The 16,861-nt window shown below is 65.1% G+C and carries 15 protein-coding genes, 1 tRNA gene and 1 other RNA gene; 9 read left to right on the top strand and 8 right to left on the bottom strand.

What is annotated here, in order from left to right:
* Positions 1-10 precede the first annotated feature (10 nt).
* Entirely contained in the window at positions 11-817 is an 807-nt protein-coding gene (locus B586_RS18600; protein WP_236971331.1) for an enoyl-CoA hydratase/isomerase family protein, read from the top strand.
* 16 nt (positions 818-833) lie between these two features.
* On the opposite strand, the gene lucA is transcribed toward B586_RS18600, so the two are convergent.
* Both lucA and B586_RS18590 read right to left on the bottom strand, forming a co-directional pair.
* Positions 834-1,586, bottom strand: a complete 753-nt coding sequence (lucA, locus tag B586_RS18595; RefSeq protein ID WP_054879165.1) for a lipid uptake coordinator LucA — start codon at positions 1,584-1,586, stop codon at positions 834-836.
* Between the two features lie 101 nt (positions 1,587-1,687).
* A tRNA-Ser gene (locus B586_RS18590) sits at positions 1,688-1,773 on the bottom strand.
* A 189-nt stretch (positions 1,774-1,962) separates the two neighbouring features.
* Between B586_RS18590 and ffs the strand changes: the two genes are divergently transcribed.
* From ffs to B586_RS18580, 3 genes are all read left to right on the top strand, one after another.
* Positions 1,963-2,059: signal recognition particle sRNA small type (gene ffs, locus B586_RS20535), an RNA gene on the top strand.
* A gap of 87 nt (positions 2,060-2,146) precedes the next feature.
* A complete protein-coding gene (locus B586_RS18585) occupies positions 2,147-3,451 on the top strand; it encodes an aspartate aminotransferase type Ic (protein WP_156406836.1) in 1,305 nt (434 codons plus the stop codon).
* 81 nt (positions 3,452-3,532) lie between these two features.
* On the top strand, positions 3,533-5,350 hold the full coding sequence (locus B586_RS18580) for a DNA polymerase III subunits gamma/tau (RefSeq protein ID WP_054879167.1): 1,818 nt from the start codon (positions 3,533-3,535) through the stop codon (positions 5,348-5,350).
* A 65-nt stretch (positions 5,351-5,415) separates the two neighbouring features.
* On the opposite strand, the gene B586_RS18575 is transcribed toward B586_RS18580, so the two are convergent.
* Positions 5,416-6,735, bottom strand: coding sequence for a class I SAM-dependent methyltransferase (locus B586_RS18575; RefSeq protein ID WP_054879168.1), 1,320 nt, complete (start codon positions 6,733-6,735; stop codon positions 5,416-5,418).
* Positions 6,732-8,111, bottom strand: a complete 1,380-nt coding sequence (locus tag B586_RS18570) for an FAD-binding oxidoreductase (RefSeq protein ID WP_047316198.1) — start codon at positions 8,109-8,111, stop codon at positions 6,732-6,734. Before B586_RS18570 ends, B586_RS18575 begins: the two co-directional genes overlap by 4 nt.
* Positions 8,112-8,200: 89 nt before the next feature.
* On the opposite strand from B586_RS18570, the gene B586_RS18565 reads away from it, so the two are divergent.
* The gene (locus tag B586_RS18565; RefSeq protein WP_054880819.1) at positions 8,201-8,638 is read left to right on the top strand and encodes an SRPBCC family protein; all 438 of its coding nucleotides are present in this window, start codon (positions 8,201-8,203) and stop codon (positions 8,636-8,638) included.
* A 186-nt stretch (positions 8,639-8,824) separates the two neighbouring features.
* On the opposite strand, the gene B586_RS18560 is transcribed toward B586_RS18565, so the two are convergent.
* Positions 8,825-9,559, bottom strand: a complete 735-nt coding sequence (locus tag B586_RS18560; protein ID WP_054879169.1) for an Rv3717 family N-acetylmuramoyl-L-alanine amidase — start codon at positions 9,557-9,559, stop codon at positions 8,825-8,827.
* 134 nt (positions 9,560-9,693) lie between these two features.
* On the opposite strand from B586_RS18560, the gene B586_RS18555 reads away from it, so the two are divergent.
* From B586_RS18555 to B586_RS18545, 3 genes are all read left to right on the top strand, one after another.
* The gene (locus B586_RS18555) at positions 9,694-10,041 is read left to right on the top strand and encodes a YbaB/EbfC family nucleoid-associated protein (protein WP_047316200.1); all 348 of its coding nucleotides are present in this window, start codon (positions 9,694-9,696) and stop codon (positions 10,039-10,041) included.
* Positions 10,042-10,052: 11 nt separating this feature from the next.
* Positions 10,053-10,664 carry a recombination mediator RecR gene (gene recR / locus B586_RS18550; protein WP_047316201.1) on the top strand — a complete coding sequence of 204 codons (612 nt, stop codon included), beginning with the start codon at positions 10,053-10,055 and terminating at the stop codon, positions 10,662-10,664.
* A gap of 96 nt (positions 10,665-10,760) precedes the next feature.
* Entirely contained in the window at positions 10,761-11,594 is an 834-nt protein-coding gene (locus tag B586_RS18545; RefSeq protein WP_054879170.1) for a PDDEXK family nuclease, read from the top strand.
* On the opposite strand, the gene B586_RS18540 is transcribed toward B586_RS18545, so the two are convergent.
* Together B586_RS18540 and B586_RS18535 are read right to left on the bottom strand one after the other, a co-directional pair.
* Positions 11,591-12,298 carry a type 1 glutamine amidotransferase gene (locus B586_RS18540; protein WP_047316202.1) on the bottom strand — a complete coding sequence of 236 codons (708 nt, stop codon included), beginning with the start codon at positions 12,296-12,298 and terminating at the stop codon, positions 11,591-11,593. The two genes, B586_RS18545 and B586_RS18540, sit on opposite strands and share 4 nt — an antisense overlap.
* Complete coding sequence (locus B586_RS18535; RefSeq protein ID WP_047316203.1) at positions 12,291-13,547, bottom strand: Mur ligase family protein; 1,257 nt, start codon at positions 13,545-13,547, stop codon at positions 12,291-12,293. The genes B586_RS18540 and B586_RS18535 overlap by 8 nt, the downstream gene beginning before the upstream one ends.
* 166 nt (positions 13,548-13,713) lie before the next feature.
* On the opposite strand from B586_RS18535, the gene B586_RS18530 reads away from it, so the two are divergent.
* Positions 13,714-14,715, top strand: coding sequence for a DEDDh family exonuclease (locus B586_RS18530; RefSeq protein WP_054880820.1), 1,002 nt, complete (start codon positions 13,714-13,716; stop codon positions 14,713-14,715).
* Between the two features lie 18 nt (positions 14,716-14,733).
* Here the strand turns inward: B586_RS18530 and leuA are convergent, their stop codons facing one another.
* Entirely contained in the window at positions 14,734-16,596 is a 1,863-nt protein-coding gene (gene leuA / locus B586_RS18525; protein ID WP_054879171.1) for a 2-isopropylmalate synthase, read from the bottom strand.
* Between the last annotated feature and the right edge of the window lie 265 nt (positions 16,597-16,861).

Here is a 16,861-nt window from a genome sequence, read left to right as displayed (position 1 = left end):
ACCGGCTCCCGTGCCGGGTAGGGTCGGCAGCCGGGAATTTCCGCTAGCCGGGCGCAACTCTGGAGTGTGTCATTTGATTGAGATCCAAGTCGTGGGAACGGTGCGGGTACTGACCCTTTCGTCGGGGCGCGTTAACGCCCTCGACGAGGAGTTGCTGGATGAGCTGACCGAGGCCATCCGCGAGCTGCAACGTGCGGGTGGTGGGGCACTCGTCGTCACCGGTGCTGGCCGGGTGTTCTGCGCTGGAGTTGAGCTCAACCGGGTGTTGCAGGGCGGGGCTAGCTACACCGATCGGCTGATCCCGGCTCTGTCCAACATGTTTGAGGCGATGTTCTGCTATCCCGGGCCGACCGTGGCCGCAGTCAATGGGGCCGCGATCGCAGGCGGGTGTGTGCTGGCCTGCGCGTGCGACCGTCGCCTGGTGAGCCCCGATGCGCAGATCGGGGCGTCGGAGGTTCGCGTCGGAGTGCCGTTTCCACCGGCCGCGCTCGAAGTGGTGCGTTACGCCTGCGGAGATGGCGCGGAGGAAGTGCTGCTTGGCGGCCGCATCTATCGGGGGGTTGAGGCTGTCGCGGTCGGACTTGCCCACCGTGTCATCGCCGAAGATCTCGTCGAGGCGGCCGTTGCCGAGGCGTCAGACCTCGGCGATATTTCAGTCGATGTCTATCGGCATACGAAGGCCCAACTGCGCGCTCCTACTCTGGCGCGGATCCGCGAGGCTGGTGGCATTGACCGCGAGGTTCGCCAGCTGTGGGGGGCGGAGCACACGCGCCAGCGCATCGCTGACTCGGTCGAGCGGCTGCGGCGCCGCGACTGACTGCGCGGCTAGGCTGCTACTCCTCGACCGCGACCCCGCCGCGTGAACGCCTGCGCCGATGTGACACTTTGCCGGTCGGACGGCGGTTGTGCAATCCGCGCCGGGGCTCGTCGGCCTCTTCGGCCTTGTCGGCTGGGAGCTCGTCAGCTTCTTCCTGCGTCCCCGATTCGGGTGCTGGCTCAGGGTCCTCCGCGGTGGCCTCTTCGGCCTGCGCTGGCGTTTCGGTCTCCTTGAGCTCGCCAACCTCGACTTCATCGGCGTCAGCCTGGTCGCCCTTGCGGCCCGTCCGGCCGCGAATACGTCGCTGGTTGGTTTTCTTCGGCTTGATCGGTTTCGGCGGTGGCGGTGGCAGCTCGGCGACGAACGACAGGTAGAAGGCGGCGAATCCGAGTACCGCGATGGCGGCAGCGGCCCCGTAAATCCCGAACAACCACTGTCCAGCGGCATCGAGGCTAAGCCAGATCTCGCTGACGGCGGTGCCCACGATCAGTACCCCGGCCAGCACGTGGGCCACGATCGACCAGGTTCTGATGGACAGTGCTAGCTGCGGGATGCCGAGCTCGGGCTTGCGGGTGCGCAACAGCGTGAACACCACCGGCAGTGCGGCCAGGCCGAACAGCACACCCGTCACGATGCGAAGCGTCGTCCCCAACGTGTGCGTGGTTTCGCCCATCAGCTCCGGCCAGCGGGGCAGCACAAAATAGAAGTAGAGGACGCCGGCGCCGATCGAAAATGACGCGTGCCACAGCATGGCGACTTTGCGCCCCATACCCCTCCTCGTGCTGGTGACTTCAAGCCGGCCTAAAGGCGACCAACCCGACTCCAGAGCAGTGTCCAACTTGATCGTGTCTGTGAAAGAACGACCGCGTGCGGAGGATGCGGGATTTGAACCCGCGAGGGCTGTTAACCCAACCCGCGTTCCAGGCGAGCGCCATAGGCCACTAGGCGAATCCTCCGTGGCTATGGTAGCCGCTGGGCCGGGTCGCATGTGTTGCGGTCGCCGCTGACCGACCCAACCCGAGCAAGATGCGTGGTGACCCGCTGCGCCCGGCTGCGCCGCGCTTGCGATCGCCACGGGGTGAGATGCGTGGTGACCCGCTGCGCCCGGCTGCGCCGCGCTTGCGATCGCCACGGGGCTAGACTCGCGATGGACCCCGCGCGGCGTCTATCCTGTGAACTCCCCCAGGGCCGGAAGGCAGCAAGGGTCAATGGGCTCTGTCGGGTGCGCGGGGTCCCCTACGTCGGGGTGTCGTAACCAGCGCTTATGCTCGGGGCCTGCCCCAAATCTGCGTATGTCACACCGTGTTCGACGGCGAAAGGGTTCCATTGATGTCGTTCGATTCCCTCAGCCCTGACGAGCTAGCAGCCGTACACGCACGCCACCAGCAGGATTATGCGGAGCTGCAGGCCATGAAGCTGGCTTTGGATCTGACTCGAGGCAAGCCGTCCCCAGAACAGCTCGACCTGTCCAACCAGCTGTTGCGCTTGCCCGGAGACGATTACCGCGACTCTGAGGGCGTCGACACCCGCAACTACGGCGGCCTGCACGGCCTGCCCGGACTGCGGGCCATATTCGCGGAGCTGCTCGGCATCGGAGTGCCCAACCTGATCGCGGGCAACAACTCCAGCCTGGAGTTGATGCACGATCTGGTCGTCTTCTCGATGTTGTACGGCGGGGTGGACTCGGTACGTCCCTGGAAGGACGAAGCGAGTGTCAAGTTTCTGTGCCCCGTCCCCGGGTATGACCGACACTTTGCCATTACCGAGACGATGGGCATCGAGATGATCCCGATCCCGATGCGCCACGACGGTCCCGACGTCGACCTGATCGAAGAGTTAGTCGCCGTCGATCCCGCAATCAAGGGGATGTGGACGGTGCCAGTGTTCGGCAACCCCTCCGGCGTCACCTACTCGTGGGAAACGGTGCGCCGGCTCGCCCAGATGCGGACGGCAGCACCTGACTTCCGGTTGTTCTGGGACAACGCGTACGCGGTGCACACCTTGACGCATGACTTCATCCGCCAGGTCGACGTGCTGGGGCTAGCCGCTAAAGCCGGCAATCCGCATCGGCCTTACGTCTTTGCGTCCACCTCGAAGATCACCTTCGCCGGCGGCGGTGTCAGTTTTCTGGGCGGATCGCTTGGCAACATCGCCTGGTACCTGCAATACGCGGGGAAGAAGTCGATCGGCCCCGACAAGGTCAACCAGTTGCGGCACTTACGCTTCTTCGGCGATGCCGACGGGGTCCGTGTGCACATGCTGCGCCACCAGCAGATACTGGCGCCGAAATTCGCGTTGGCGGCCGAGATTCTGAAGCAGCGGCTCGGCGATTCCAAGATCGCCTCTTGGTCCGAGCCCCAGGGCGGCTACTTCATCAACCTCGACGTCTTGCCCGGAACGGCGCGCCGGACCATCGCCCTGGCCAAGGACGCCGGCATCGCAGTTACCGAAGCGGGTGCGTCATTCCCGTACCGAAAAGATCCGGACGATAAGAACATTCGGGTTGCGCCGAGTTTCCCGTCGCTGTCGGACCTACGTAACGCGGTCGACGGGCTGGCGACGTGCGCACTGCTGGCGGCTTCCGAGTCGCTGCTCAACCCGGGACTAGCCTCCTCGACGCTGGCCGGGCGTTAGTCAGCGGCTAGGCTTGATTGGCCGCCCCTCAGCGGACCCTCCGGGGTCCGCATCGTCACCGGGCCTGAGTAGCCTGCTGACGTGGCTCTGTACCGCAAGTATCGACCGGCAACCTTCGCCGAGGTGGTGGGGCAGGAGCATGTCACCGAGCCGCTGTCCATCGCTTTGGAAGCCGGCCGGATCAACCATGCCTACCTGTTTTCCGGGCCGCGCGGTTGCGGAAAGACCTCGTCGGCGCGCATTCTGGCGCGGTCGCTGAACTGTGCGCAGGGGCCCACGGCCACGCCGTGTGGTGTCTGCGAATCATGCTTGTCGTTGGCTCCCAACGCGCCCGGCAGCATCGACGTGGTGGAGCTCGATGCGGCCAGCCACGGCGGCGTGGACGACACTCGTGAGCTGCGCGACCGCGCGTTCTACGCGCCGGCCCAGTCGCGGTACCGGGTGTTCATCGTCGACGAAGCGCACATGGTGACCACCGCCGGCTTTAACGCGTTGCTCAAGATCGTCGAGGAACCGCCCGAGCACTTGATCTTCATCTTCGCCACCACCGAACCGGAGAAGGTGCTGCCGACGATTCGATCGCGCACCCATCACTACCCGTTTCGGCTGCTGCCGCCGCGCACCATGCGGGCGTTGATCGGGCGAATCTGTGAGCAGGAGGGCGTCGTCGTCGACGACGCGGTGTATCCCCTGGTCATCCGGGCCGGCGGCGGCTCCCCCCGAGACACGCTGTCGGTGCTGGACCAGCTGGTGGCTGGCGCGGAGGGCGATCACGTGACCTACCAGCGGGCGCTGGGGCTGCTAGGTGCCACCGACGTTGGACTGATCGACGACGCCGTCGATGCGCTCGGGGCTGCAGATGCGGCGGCGTTGTTCGGTGCAGTCGAGTCGGTGATTGATGCCGGCCACGACCCGCGGCGCTTCGCTACCGATCTGCTCGAGCGATTCCGCGACCTCATCGTGCTGCAGGCGGTTCCCGATGCGGCAGCCCGTGGCGTGGTGGATGCGCCGGAGGACGTGTTGGACCGGATGCGGGAACAAGCGGTGAGAATCGGACCGGCGACGTTGACACGCTACGCCGAGGTGGTACAGGCCGGGCTGGGGGAGATGCGTGGTGCGACGGCGCCACGTCTGCTGCTCGAAGTGGTCTGCGCGCGACTGCTGCTGCCCTCGGCCACGGACACCGAGTCGGCGCTGCTGCAACGGGTCGAGCGAATCGAGACCCGGCTGGATATGTCGATCCCCGCCGCCAGGGCGGTGTACACGCCTCGGTCAGCGCCTGCCGAGCAGGTTGCGCAACCAGTTGCTCAGCCCGTCCCGCCGCCCCCGCCCGTTCAGGATCCCCCGCCTGTCCCGCCCTCCGAGCCGGCTCCAGCGCCAGTGGTCGCCGAATCAACCCCTGTCGCGGGTGAACCCAATGCGGCCGCGGTACGAACCATGTGGCCGACGGTGCGTGAGAAGGTACGCCGGCGCAGCCGCACCACCGAGGTGATGCTGGCGGGCGCGACCGTCCGCGCGGTTGAGGACAACACCTTGGTGTTGACCCACGGATCGGCGCCACTGGCCAAGCGGTTGTCTGAACAACGCAACGCAGATGTCATCGCCGAAGCGCTCAAAGACGCGCTGGGTGTGAACTGGCGGGTGCGATGCGAGGTCGGTGCACCCGCGCCTACCGTGGGTGCACCACCCGCTGGCGAGTGCGTGGCCGCGCCGCCCGCCCGGGAGAAAGCGCCTGTCCCTGATCTGGATTCTGCTCAGCAGGACGACGAGGACGAAGAGGAGGGCATGCTAGCCGAAGCCGGCCGCAGCGACCCGTCCGCGCCGCGTCGCGATCCGGAAGAGGTTGCGCTCGAACTGTTGCAAACCGAACTGGGCGCCCGCCGTATCGATAATGGCTGACTGACGCGGTCGACAACTAAGCTCGATGGTGGCTTCGTCCGGCTCCGCCGCACTTGCGATCGCCACTAAGGCGTCCACCAAGGTCGCGGCGGGAGGCTGTCGTCACCCCACACGTCGACCTTCGTTGCCAGTACGTGATGCAGCTGAAGGTTGTTTCGTTCGAAGGCCACCCGCGACGCCGCCATATACAAACCCCAGACCTTGGCGATGGGTAGGCCGACCTCGGCAACCGCGTCGTCCCAGTGCTCGACGAGGTTGCGGCACCAGTCGCGCAGCGTCATCGCGTAGTGGTGCCGGAAGTTCTCCTCGTGCAGCACTTCCAAACCGACCTCTTGGATCTCGGTGATGATGCGTCCCGAGCCGGTTAGTTCCCCGTCGGGGAAGACGTAGCGGTCGGTGAATCCGCCGGCAAAGGAGGTCGACGTGTTGTCGCGGCGGGTGATGCAGTGATTAAGCAGCAGACCGCCGGTCCGCAACTTCGACTTCAGGAAGTTGAAGTAGGCGGGGTAATTCTTGACGCCGATGTGCTCGGTCAGCCCAATCGACGAGACGGCGTCGAACTCCGTCTCGCATACATCGCGGTAGTCGGAATGCCGCACTTCAGCAAGCTCTGTCAACCCCTCGTCGTCAATCGCTTTTCGCGCCCACTTCGCTTGCTCGGCCGACAGCGTCGCACCGATGACCCGGACCCCGCGTCGGGCGGCGTAGCGCACCATACCGCCCCAGCCGCAGCCGACATCGAGTAGCCGGTCACCGGGCTGTAGTCGCAGCTTCTCGAAAATCAGACGGTATTTGTTCTCCTGGGCCTCTTCCAACGTCGCCTCGGCGTTCGGATAGACCGCGCAGGTGTAGGTCATCGAGGGCCCGAGCACCCACTCGTAGAACGTGTTGGAGACGTCGTAGTGGTGGTGGATGGCCTCGGCGTCACGAGCCTTGCTGTGCAGCAGGCCGTCAGTGATCCGGCGCCACCGGGGCGGTGTCTCCTGCGGAGGCGGTGCGATCGGCAGCAAATGCTCAACGCCAAGAGAGCGGACGACACTGGCCAGTACGCGCAGTGACGGTCGTTTGAATTGGACTCTGTCGGTCAGTGTTTTGAGCAGCGCGTAGGGATCACCGGGATGGACACCGCGGGCCTGCAGGTCACCGGCTACATACGCGCGTGCAATACCGAGCTCACCGGGAGCCGTGGCCAAGTAGGTGGCGCCGCGGGGGGTGCATAGATCCAGACCCATTTCGGCATCATCGTGGCCTGCGGTGCTGCCGTCATACGCGGTGAACTTCAGCGGCTGTTGCCCGGTAGCGGTCAAGATCGCCAGAATCTCGGCCATTGTCAGTTTGCCCCCAGAAATCTGGGTGAAACGCTCGGGATCTCTGGTTGTGGTCATCGTCGTTGCACCGCCTTTGCATAAAGGTCGAGGAGACGTGAGTCGGGATCGTATATCTTCTTCACGGTGTTGTAGGACTCCCCGCCATACAGCTCGGTAAACTCCTCGCGGGTATAGAAGGAGTCGGAATACAACGACTTGTGCCCATCGAGCGCACTGACCTTGGCCTCGATCGTCCGGTTGGTCGCGCCCTCGGTGGCGCCAGCTGGCACCGTGGACCAGAACCCAATGTTGACGTAGCTGCGGTCCGGTTGGATCGGATACAGCGGCCAACTGTTGTGATCACGAAGCCGCAACGGGCACAACCAGATCGGAGCAATGGGCACGTTGCCTAGGAACCACTGCAAGAACTCGCAGGTCCGTTCGATCGGCACCTCAACGTCCTGCACCACCCGTTCCCGTGGTGGACGGCCATTGCGCGCCTCGATCCGGTCAGCGATTCCAAAGCGCCGGTCGGCGGCCACCAGCTTCCAGTACACGCTGCTGCGCCGGTAGCGGCGCGGCCACCAGCGCCGCAGTTGCCGGTTCTGCGCCCCAAACGCGCGAGAGCACCAAAACCAGTCGGTGTCCCAGCGCCACATATAGTCGTGGATTGTCAACCGGTCTTCTTTAACGTCGTTGTCGTGCTGGATCGACCGGTAGTAGATGCGTTGTCCGGTGTAGTCGCTGACCAGTCCCGGGGTTGTGGTCCGCTTACCGACGCATAGGTAGCTCTCGTCAGCACTGAACACCACACCGTCGAGATAATCGACTGGGATGCCGTCTCGTCCGCCGGTGTCGATGATGCGTTCCATCGCCGCGACCATTTCGGTCAGCGAGTGAAATCGGATGTGTCGCAGCGCCACGAACGGCGCGACAGGCTCCAGCGCGATTCGAAGCCGGGTTGAATATCCCAACGTCCCATAAGAATTGGGGAAGGCGCGGTACAGGTCGCAGTGCTGGTCTGCCGATACGGTGAGCAATTCGCCAGCGCCGGTGAGGATATCCATTTCCAGCACCGATTCGTGTGGTAGGCCATTGCGAAACGAGGCCGATTCGATGCCCAACCCGGTGACCGCACCGCCGACGGTGATGGTCTTCAGTTGCGGAACCACCAGTGGCGAAAGGCCGTAAGGCAAGGTAGCGGCTACCAGGTCATCGTAGGTGCACATGCCGGCCACATCGGCGGTGCGGGCTTCGGTGTCGATGCTGATGACACCGGTCAGCCCCGAGGCATCCAGGCCGGGTGCATCGCGTTTAGCACGGGCGCGGAACAGGTTTGAGGTCGGCTTGGCGAGCCGGACGGGCGACGTGGCGGGGATGGATCGATAGCTCGCCAACAACCGCTCGACACCAGATGTGTGGACAGCCAGTGCAGATGCTTGAACAGGCACCACATATACCCTAGTCCCCGACCACAGTTCCCCGCACCGACCCCATGGCCAAGTGCGGGGGCACCGTAATCACAACAGAGGAGTCGCGCCTGATGGGACAGGTGAGCGCAGCCAGCACGGTCTTGATCAATGTTGAGCCCGCGGCCACACTTGCTGCGGTGGCGGACTATCAGAAGATGCGCCCAAAAATTCTGTCTTCGCAGTACAGCGAGTATCAGGTGGTGCAGGGCGGCCAAGGGCCGGGCACCGTCGCGAAGTGGAAGTTGCAGGCCACCAAATCACGTGTTCGCGATGTGCAGGTTGATGTTGATGTCGCTGGCCACACCGTCATTGAGAAGGACGCGAACTCGTCCATGGTCACTAGCTGGACGGTGGCTCCCGCGGGACCGGGATCCAGCGTGACGATGAAGACGGCCTGGACCGGTGCGGGCGGTGTCAAAGGCTTCTTCGAAAAGACCTTTGCGCCGCTGGGGCTGAAGAAGCTCCAGGCCGAGGTGCTGGCCAACCTGAAGAACGAGCTGGAAAGCTAGCCCGGTGACGATGCGGCCCGCGTAGCGGGCTGAGGTGGGGTACCTCCCGCTTGCGGGGGCGAGTCGGGTAATTCAGCTTTAGCCCGGTGACGATGCGGCCCGCGTAGCGGGCTGAGGTGGGGGTACCTCCCGCTTGCGGGGGCGAGTCGGGCAATTCAGCTTTAGCCCGGTGACGATGCGGCGGGTTCAGTGCGCCTGGCTCTGGGCGGCAAGGAAGCCCGCGACGCCGCGGACTACAGCGTCGGCGTATTTTTGTCTGCCTTCGGGCGACTCCATCAGCGCCGAGTCGGCTGGATTCTTCATGTTGCCCAACTCGATCAAGATCGACGGATACTGCGCCAGATTCAGGCCAGCCAGATCTGAACGCCCGTACAGACCGCTCTGGCCAATGTAGTTCGCCGGCGGAATGCCTGAGGCTTGCAACTGGTCGCGCATGATTCGCGCGAACTGCACCGACGGGCCGGCCTGCACCGTGTTGAGCGGCGGGGCGGAGTAGTTGACGTGAAAGCCCCGGCCGGATGCCGGGCCGCCGTCGCCGTGCAGGCTGATGACCGCATTGGGGTGCAACGCATTGGCCATGTTGGCGCGTGCGTCGACGCACGGGCCCAGCGCAGTGTCGTTGCCGCGGGACAGGGCGGTCCGCACACCCAGGCCGTTCAACGCGGCGCGCACTCGCAGCGCGGTGTCCCAGGTGAGAGTGTGTTCTTGATAGCCACTGTTCGTCGACGTGCCGCTGGCCTGGCAGTCCTTGGTGCCACCCCGACCGGTGGGCACCTGGCGGCTGATAGATGCGTCATTGGAGCCATTGTGGCCGGGGTCGATGAACACGACCGTGCCAGCGATATTGGCGGGGTTAGAAGGATAGGCCGCCGCGGTCGGGATGATTGCCGTCGAGGCCGCGACGAGTACACCTACGATCATTCGAAACCCGACACGGAAGTTAACTCGTGCGTTCACGGCGCAAAGGTAGCGTGGCGCAGTCTAGGCTGGGGGTTTCGAATCGCCCGATACCCGCAGGCGAGACCAACTCGAGATCAAGATGCGAGGGGAATGTCATGCAACCCGGAGGCGATATGTCAGCGCTGCTCGCTCAGGCGCAGCAGATGCAGCAAAAGCTACTGGAAGCCCAACAACAGCTTGCGAACGCGCAGGTGCATGGTCAGGCCGGTGGCGGCTTGGTCAAGGTCGTCGTCAAAGGCAGTGGCGAAGTGGTCAGTGTCGCCATCGATCCCCAGGTCGTCGACCCCGACGACATTGAGACCTTGCAGGACCTGATCGTCGGGGCGATGGCTGATGCTTCCAAGCAAGTCACCAAACTGGCTCAGGAGCGCTTGGGCGCGCTGACGGGCGCCATGCGCCCAACACCTCCGCCGACCCCACCGACTTACATGCCAGGAACCTGACTTGCACCGACATGTTTGAGGGGCCGGTCCAGGATCTGATCGACGAGCTTGGCAAGCTGCCTGGTATCGGACCTAAAAGCGCGCAGCGCATCGCTTTCCACCTGTTATCGGTTGAACCGCAAGATATCGACCGGTTGACCGCCGCGTTGGCGAAGGTCCGCGATGGCGTCCGGTTCTGTGCGGTGTGCGGCAATGTCTCCGACGACGAGCGATGCAGAGTTTGTTCTGATACCCGTCGAGATGCATCTGTGGTGTGCGTTGTCGAGGAGCCGAAAGATGTCCAGGCCGTGGAGCGCACACGCGAATTCCGCGGGCGCTATCACGTGTTGGGCGGTGCGCTTGATCCGCTCTCCGGAATTGGTCCCGACCAGCTGCGGATCCGCGAGCTGTTGAGCCGCATCGGGGAGCGGGTCGACGAGGTGGACATCACCGAGGTGATCATCGCCACCGACCCCAATACTGAGGGTGAGGCAACCGCCACCTATTTGGTTCGAATGCTGCGCGATATCCCCGGCCTGACCGTGACGCGGATCGCGTCCGGGCTGCCGATGGGCGGCGACCTGGAGTTCGCCGACGAGCTGACCCTCGGCCGCGCGCTGACCGGCCGTCGCGCCATGGTCTGATTCACCGAGCCTGTAATTCCGCAGGCCCCTACTCGCGCTTCTCCTGCAGATTTACAGCCTCGGCGAATTGTCGGGCCCCGATGCCAACATTCCGGCATGGCGTCGGTGTTTGTCGGTACCGGTGACGTGACTCGGCACAAGCTGCAACGGTGGTACCACCCGGTTTACCCAGGGGTCTACGCCCCGAAGGATCACAACTTGTCACTGCGAGACCGTACGGTCGGCGCGTGGTTGTGGTCTGGGCGACGAGGTGTCGTCGCCGGCGTCGCCGCTTCGGCGCTGCACGGTGCACGATGGGTCGAGGACGACACCCCCATCGAGTTGATCTGGTCCAACACCAGACCGCCTGAGGGGCTTGTTGCCCGCGATGAGACGTTGGCCGACGACGAGGTCACCCGCGTCGCCGGTCTGCCGGTCACCACACCGGCGAGGACCGCCTATGACCTCGGCAGGCAGCTGCCGCGTGGGCAGGCTTTGGCACGCCTCGATGCGCTGATGTGGGCGACGCCGTTCTTAACCGAAGAGGTGTTGCTTCTGGCCAAGCGCCACGCGGGTGCCAGGGGTGTCCGACGGCTGCGTACGGTGTTGCCGCTGATCGACGGCGGTGCGGCGTCACCCAAGGAGACATGGCTGCGGCTGTTGCTGATCGACAACGGCTTACCCATTCCGACCACGCAGATACCGGTGGTGCACAGCTGGCGCACTGTGGGCGTGCTGGACATGGGCTGGGAGGAACTCAAGGTGGCGGCCGAGTATGACGGAGATCAGCATCGCAGCGACCGCCGCCAGTACGTCCGTGACCAGCGACGGCTGCGCAAGTTGGAAGAACTGGGCTGGATCATCATCCGCGTAATTGCCGAAGACAAAGCCAACGAGGTGCTGGTTCGCGTGCGCAACGCGCTGCTCTCCAGAGGCTGGAGGGCCCCCTAGCGAGCCGCCAGTCGCTCGCGGCGTAGCAACTCCACCTCGGGCAGCTCTAGTGGCGCCAGCTCACCTACCACCTTGCTCAGCAACAGGTCGGCAAGCTCGGGGTTACGGGCCAGGCAGGGTCCGTGCATGTAGGTCGCCACCACACTGCCCTGAATGACGCCGTCGAAGTTGTCACCCGCCCGGTTACCCGCTCCCTTGACCACCGCGCCCAGTGGCGTCGCCGCGGGGCCCAACACGGTGCCACCGCGGTGGTTTTCGAAGCCGCTCAGGCGTTGGCTCAAGCCGGCCAGCAACGGCGTGCTGACCAGTTCGCCAATGGTGCGTGCATCTTGTGGCGCGGTAGTCACATCCAGCAAACCCACGCCGTCAACTCGTTCCTCGGACGATGTCTCGTACCATTGGCCGAGCACCTGCACCGCCGCACAGATCGCCAGCACGGGTGCGCCGCGGGCCGCGGCTCGCTGCAGGCCCGGATACCGCAGCAGGTGTCTCGTGGCCAGCCGCTGCGCGTAGTCCTCCGCGCCACCCAGCGTGTACAGGTCCAGCGACTCGGGCACCGGATCAGCGAGCGTCAGCTCGACAATCTCAGCGGCGATGCCTCGCAATAGCAGTCGTTGGCGCAGCACGACCGCGTTACCGCCGTCGCCGTAGGTGCCCATGACGTCGGGCAATACCAGCCCGATCCGAATGACCGAGTCAGCCATGACGCGCCAACCTGCGCTGCAGCTGGAGGAAGGCGGTGTAGTTGGCGACGACCTCCACCTGCCCGGGTGGGCAGGAGGCGATCGCGGCTACGGTGTCGTGCACCAAGGTGTGTTCCACCCCCGCGTATCCCAGGCGTACCGCCAGGTCGGTGCCGCGTTCGCCGGCGGCTACCACTGGAGTTTTGAAGGCCTCCCCGAAGTGTTCGAAGCGCACATCCCACAACCACGACAGATCCTCGCCGTCGGGCACCTGCCCGTTGACCGAGATGACCACCCCGGCAGCGTGTCTGTTCACCATCGACAGCGCTTCTTGCCAGCCCGCCGGATTCTTAGCCAGCAGGATCCGGGCGGTGTGTTCGCCGATTCGCACGCTCCGGTACCGTCCGGCGACTTCATCGACCTTGGACACTGCTGCTACTGCTGTTGTGGCGTTGGCGCCCAGCGTGACGGCGGCGGCCACCGCCTGAGCGGCGTTGCCGCGATTTACCGAGCCGGGCAGTGCCAGCCGCATCGGCAGCGCCAGCCCGTCGGGCCCGTACAGGGTGTTGTTGTCGAACCACCAGTGCGGGCTGGGTCGCTTGAAATCGGCGCCGGTGGAATACCAGTGTCCGTTGTCGCGGACGATGACCTCGCCACTGCGGGGGCAGCTGACCGAGTCGTTCGACCACGTGCCACCCGCGGCCACCCACACCACGTTCGGACTGTCGTAGGCGGCCGAGGTCATCAGCACGTCGTCGCAGTTGGCGATGACGACGGCCGCCGGGTGCCGGGCCAGGCCGGCGCGCAGCGTGCGTTCGATCACGTTGATCTCGCCGACGCGGTCCAGCTGATCGCGCGACAGGTTCAGCAGGACGACGACGCGAGGCGTGAGGGCATCGGCGACGTGCGGCACATGCATCTCGTCGACCTCAAGGACTGCGAGTTCGGCGCCACGGTTCGCGGCCAGCGCGGCCACCAGGCCGGCGTCCATGTTGGCGCCTTCAGCATTGGTCGCAACCGAGCCAGGGACCAGCGTGCTCGACGCGGCCTCCAACGCGGCCACAGCCATCCGGGTGGTCGTCGATTTGCCGTTGGTGCCGGTGACGACGACGGTGCGCCGGCCCGCTCCGAGCTGGCTGAGAATCGAGCGGTCCAGGGTTATCGCTACTAGGCCGCCGATCATCGCCCCAGCTCCGCGTCCGGTAATCCGCGACGCCCACCGCGCGCCTGCCCCGGCGGCCAGGGCTAGATGTGCGCGGGCGGTAACCACCCGCGCAGTTTAGGGCGATCGCAAGCGCGGCGCTTGCGCCGGGCATGGCGGGTCGCCCCCATCAAGTCGAGGCGATCGCAAGCGCGGCGCTTGCGCCGGGCGTGGCGGGCCGACACGACGCGCAGCGACGCCGGTAATGTCGGCTCGACATGCAATCCTGAAGTTCATGACCCCCCAAAATCCGGCGCCCTGGGGTTGGCCAGCCAGCGAGCCGGTCACGGGTTGGGCCGTCATCGACGTCGAGACCTCGGGTTTTCATCCCGGTCAGGCCCGGATCATCAGCGTTGCCGCACTCGGCCTCGATGCCGACGGACGCGTGGAGCGGTCGGTGGTCAGCCTGCTCAATCCCGGGGTGGACCCGGGTCCTACCCACGTGCATGGCCTGACGGCCGCCATGCTCGAAGATCAGCCGCAATTCGCCGACATTGTCGGTGACGTGGTCGAGGTGCTGCGCGGCCGCACGCTGGTGGCGCACAATGTCGCGTTCGACTACGCGTTTCTCGCCGCGGAGGCCGAGATCGCGGAAGCCGAACTCCCCGTCGACAGCGTCATGTGCACGGTCGAGCTGGCCCGGCGGCTAGGCCTGGGGATCGACAATCTGCGGTTGGAGACTCTCGCGGCGCACTGGGGTGTGCCCCAGCAACGGCCGCATGACGCCTTCGACGACGCACTGGTTTTGACCGGGGTGCTGGCAGCGGCGCTCAAGAGGGCGCGCCAACTCGACGTGTGGCTTCCGGTGCGTCCGGTGACCCGGCGCCGCTGGCCCAACGGCCGGGTGACCCACGACGAGCTGCGACCGCTGAAGGCGCTGGCTGCCCGCATGCCGTGTCCGTATCTCAACCCGGGGCGATACGTCCGCGGCAGACCGCTGGTCCAAGGCATGCGGGTGGCCCTGGCGGCCGAGTTGGCACGCACTCACGAAGAACTCGTCGAGCGAATCCTGCACACCGGGCTGGCCTACAGCGAGGCCGTCGACCGCGAGACGTCACTGGTGATTTGCAACGAAGCCGCCCCCGCGCAGGGCAAGGGCTATCTCGCCAGGCAATTAGGTGTGCCAGTGGTTTCTGACGAGCAATTCATGGACTGCGTTCGCGCCGTCGTCGGCGGCACCAGCATGGACGAATTCGCCAACGTCGCCGCGACCGACGAGCAGTTCACGCTGTTTTGATGCGCGGGTGACCCGATGCTAGCCGCGCATTGCCCGGTTGACCGCTGAGACGACGGCACGCAGCGACGCCGTGGTGATCGACGGCGCAATGCCCACGCCCCACACCGTACGGCGCTCGCTGCCTGCGCGCTGACCCGCTTCGCCCGGCTCCGCCGCGCTTGCGATCGGCACGGCTACCGACGCCTCAACGTAAGCAGCGGCCTGCGCGTCGTCGCCGGCGCTCATCGCGTGCTCAGAATAATCCAGAACGGACACCTGGAAGCCGACGTGGCCCAGCGCGTCGATGAAAGCGGCTAGTGGGCCGTTGCCGACCCCGCTGATCTCGGTCTCTTCGCCGTTGATCTTGACGGTCGCGGCAATGCTGGTGCTGCCGCCGTCTTCCTCTGCGGCATTGACTCGCTGCTTTATGCGCTCCAGCGGTCGCACTGGTGCGAGGTACTCCTCGGAGAACGCGTCCCACATCTCCTTGGGTGTGACCTCGCCTCCGTCGCCTTCACTGATTTTCTGGATTACTTGAGAAAACTCGATCTGCAGCCGTCGCGGCAGTTCCAGGCCGTGGTCGGCCTTCATGATGTAAGCCACCCCGCCCTTACCGGACTGCGAGTTGACCCGGATCACCGCCTCGTAGGTACGGCCGACGTCGCGCGGGTCGATCGGCAGGTACGGCACCTGCCACAGGATGTCGTCGACATCGGAGTTGGCGGCGTCCGCATCGATCTTCATCTGGTCCAGGCCCTTGTTGATGGCATCCTGATGGCTGCCGGAGAACGCGGTGTAGACCAGGTCTCCGCCGTAGGGGTGACGTTCGTGCACCCGCAGCTGGTTGCAGTACTCTACCGTTCGCCGGATCTCGTCGATGTTGGAGAAGTCGATCTGGGGGTCCACACCGCGGGAAAACAGGTTCAGCCCCAGCGTTACCAGGCACACGTTGCCGGTGCGTTCCCCGTTGCCGAACAGGCAGCCCTCGATCCGGTCGGCACCGGCAGAAAAGCCCAATTCTGCTGCAGCGACGGCGGTTCCGCGATCGTTGTGTGGATGCAGGCTCAGGATGACGGACTTGCGGTTGGCCAGATTGCGGCTCATCCACTCGATCGAGTCGGCGTAGACATTGGGGGTGGCCATCTCCACGGTGGCAGGCAGGTTGAAGATGATCGGGTTTTCCGGCGTCGGTTGAATGACTTCGCCGACGGCGTCGCACACCTGTTTGGCGTATTCCAGCTCCGTCCCGGTATAGGACTCCGGTGAATACTCGAACCGCCACTGCGTGCCCGGGTACTTGGCCGCCTCTTCGATACACTTACGCGCACCGTCGGTCGCGATGGCCTGCACCGCGGCTTGGTCGGCACGAAAAACCACGCGACGCTGCAGAATTGACGTTGAGTTGTAGAAGTGCACGATCACCCGCGACGCGCCCTCGCAGGCCTCGAAGGTGCGTTCAATCAGTTCCGGTCGGCATTGGGTCAGCACCTGGATGGTGACGTCGTCCGGAATAGCGCCGCCAGTGATGATCTCGCGGACGAAGTCGAAGTCGGTTTGGCTGGCGGACGGGAACCCGACCTCGATCTCCTTGTAGCCCATGCGAACCAGCAGGTCGAACATACGGCGTTTGCGGGCTGGGCTCATCGGGTCGATCAGCGCCTGGTTGCCGTCCCGCAGATCCACCGCGCACCACAGCGGCGCGCGATCGATCACGCGGTCGGGCCAGGTGCGGTCGGCGACCCGGATGGGCTCGACTTCCTGGGCGAACGGCCGGTACCGGCTGACCGGCATTGTGGAACCTCGTTGAGGGTTCCACGCGGGCTGGCCCGGCGTGGGTGTGCCGGCGGGTTTCACGATGGTGCGTGCTGACTGATAGGCGTCGGGTGAATCAGGATTAGTCACGGTAGTTGCTCCGGGTATGTGAGAAGGAACCTCAGACCGGCGCGTCGCGAACTCCCGCGACGGGAAGCCGGTCTGGATCAGACCCCGTCGCGGCGTCCGAGGAGGAGCACCCGCTGCATGCCGTGAACTCTACCGCGGTCGACGCCCCGGCCAAAACGGCACGGTTCTATGCCGCCGAGCGTGGGGCTTAAGGACGAATTCCGCGCGGTTTCGGGACGTAGGGCCCACGCTCGACGCCCGGGCATCGCCCAGAAAATCGAGATGT

It is taken from the genome of Mycobacterium haemophilum DSM 44634, assembly GCF_000340435.2.
Classification (GTDB): domain Bacteria; phylum Actinomycetota; class Actinomycetes; order Mycobacteriales; family Mycobacteriaceae; genus Mycobacterium; species Mycobacterium haemophilum.
This window is presented reverse-complemented; position numbering and strand designations above follow the sequence as displayed.

What these genes read in the sequence shown, in the direction of transcription:
- lucA (WP_054879165.1), bottom strand. Translation starts at nt 1,586, where the DNA reads ATGGGGCGCAAAGTCGCCATGCTGTGGCACGCGTCATTTTCGATCGGC.
- B586_RS18585 (WP_156406836.1), top strand. Translation starts at nt 2,147, where the DNA reads ATGTCGTTCGATTCCCTCAGCCCTGACGAGCTAGCAGCCGTACACGCA.
- B586_RS18575 (WP_054879168.1), bottom strand. Translation starts at nt 6,735, where the DNA reads ATGACCACAACCAGAGATCCCGAGCGTTTCACCCAGATTTCTGGGGGC.
- B586_RS18565 (WP_054880819.1), top strand. Translation starts at nt 8,201, where the DNA reads ATGGGACAGGTGAGCGCAGCCAGCACGGTCTTGATCAATGTTGAGCCC.
- B586_RS18560 (WP_054879169.1), bottom strand. Translation starts at nt 9,559, where the DNA reads ATGATCGTAGGTGTACTCGTCGCGGCCTCGACGGCAATCATCCCGACC.
- B586_RS18555 (WP_047316200.1), top strand. Translation starts at nt 9,694, where the DNA reads ATGCAACCCGGAGGCGATATGTCAGCGCTGCTCGCTCAGGCGCAGCAG.
- recR (WP_047316201.1), top strand. Translation starts at nt 10,053, where the DNA reads ATGTTTGAGGGGCCGGTCCAGGATCTGATCGACGAGCTTGGCAAGCTG.
- B586_RS18545 (WP_054879170.1), top strand. Translation starts at nt 10,761, where the DNA reads ATGGCGTCGGTGTTTGTCGGTACCGGTGACGTGACTCGGCACAAGCTG.
- B586_RS18540 (WP_047316202.1), bottom strand. Translation starts at nt 12,298, where the DNA reads ATGGCTGACTCGGTCATTCGGATCGGGCTGGTATTGCCCGACGTCATG.
- B586_RS18530 (WP_054880820.1), top strand. Translation starts at nt 13,714, where the DNA reads ATGACCCCCCAAAATCCGGCGCCCTGGGGTTGGCCAGCCAGCGAGCCG.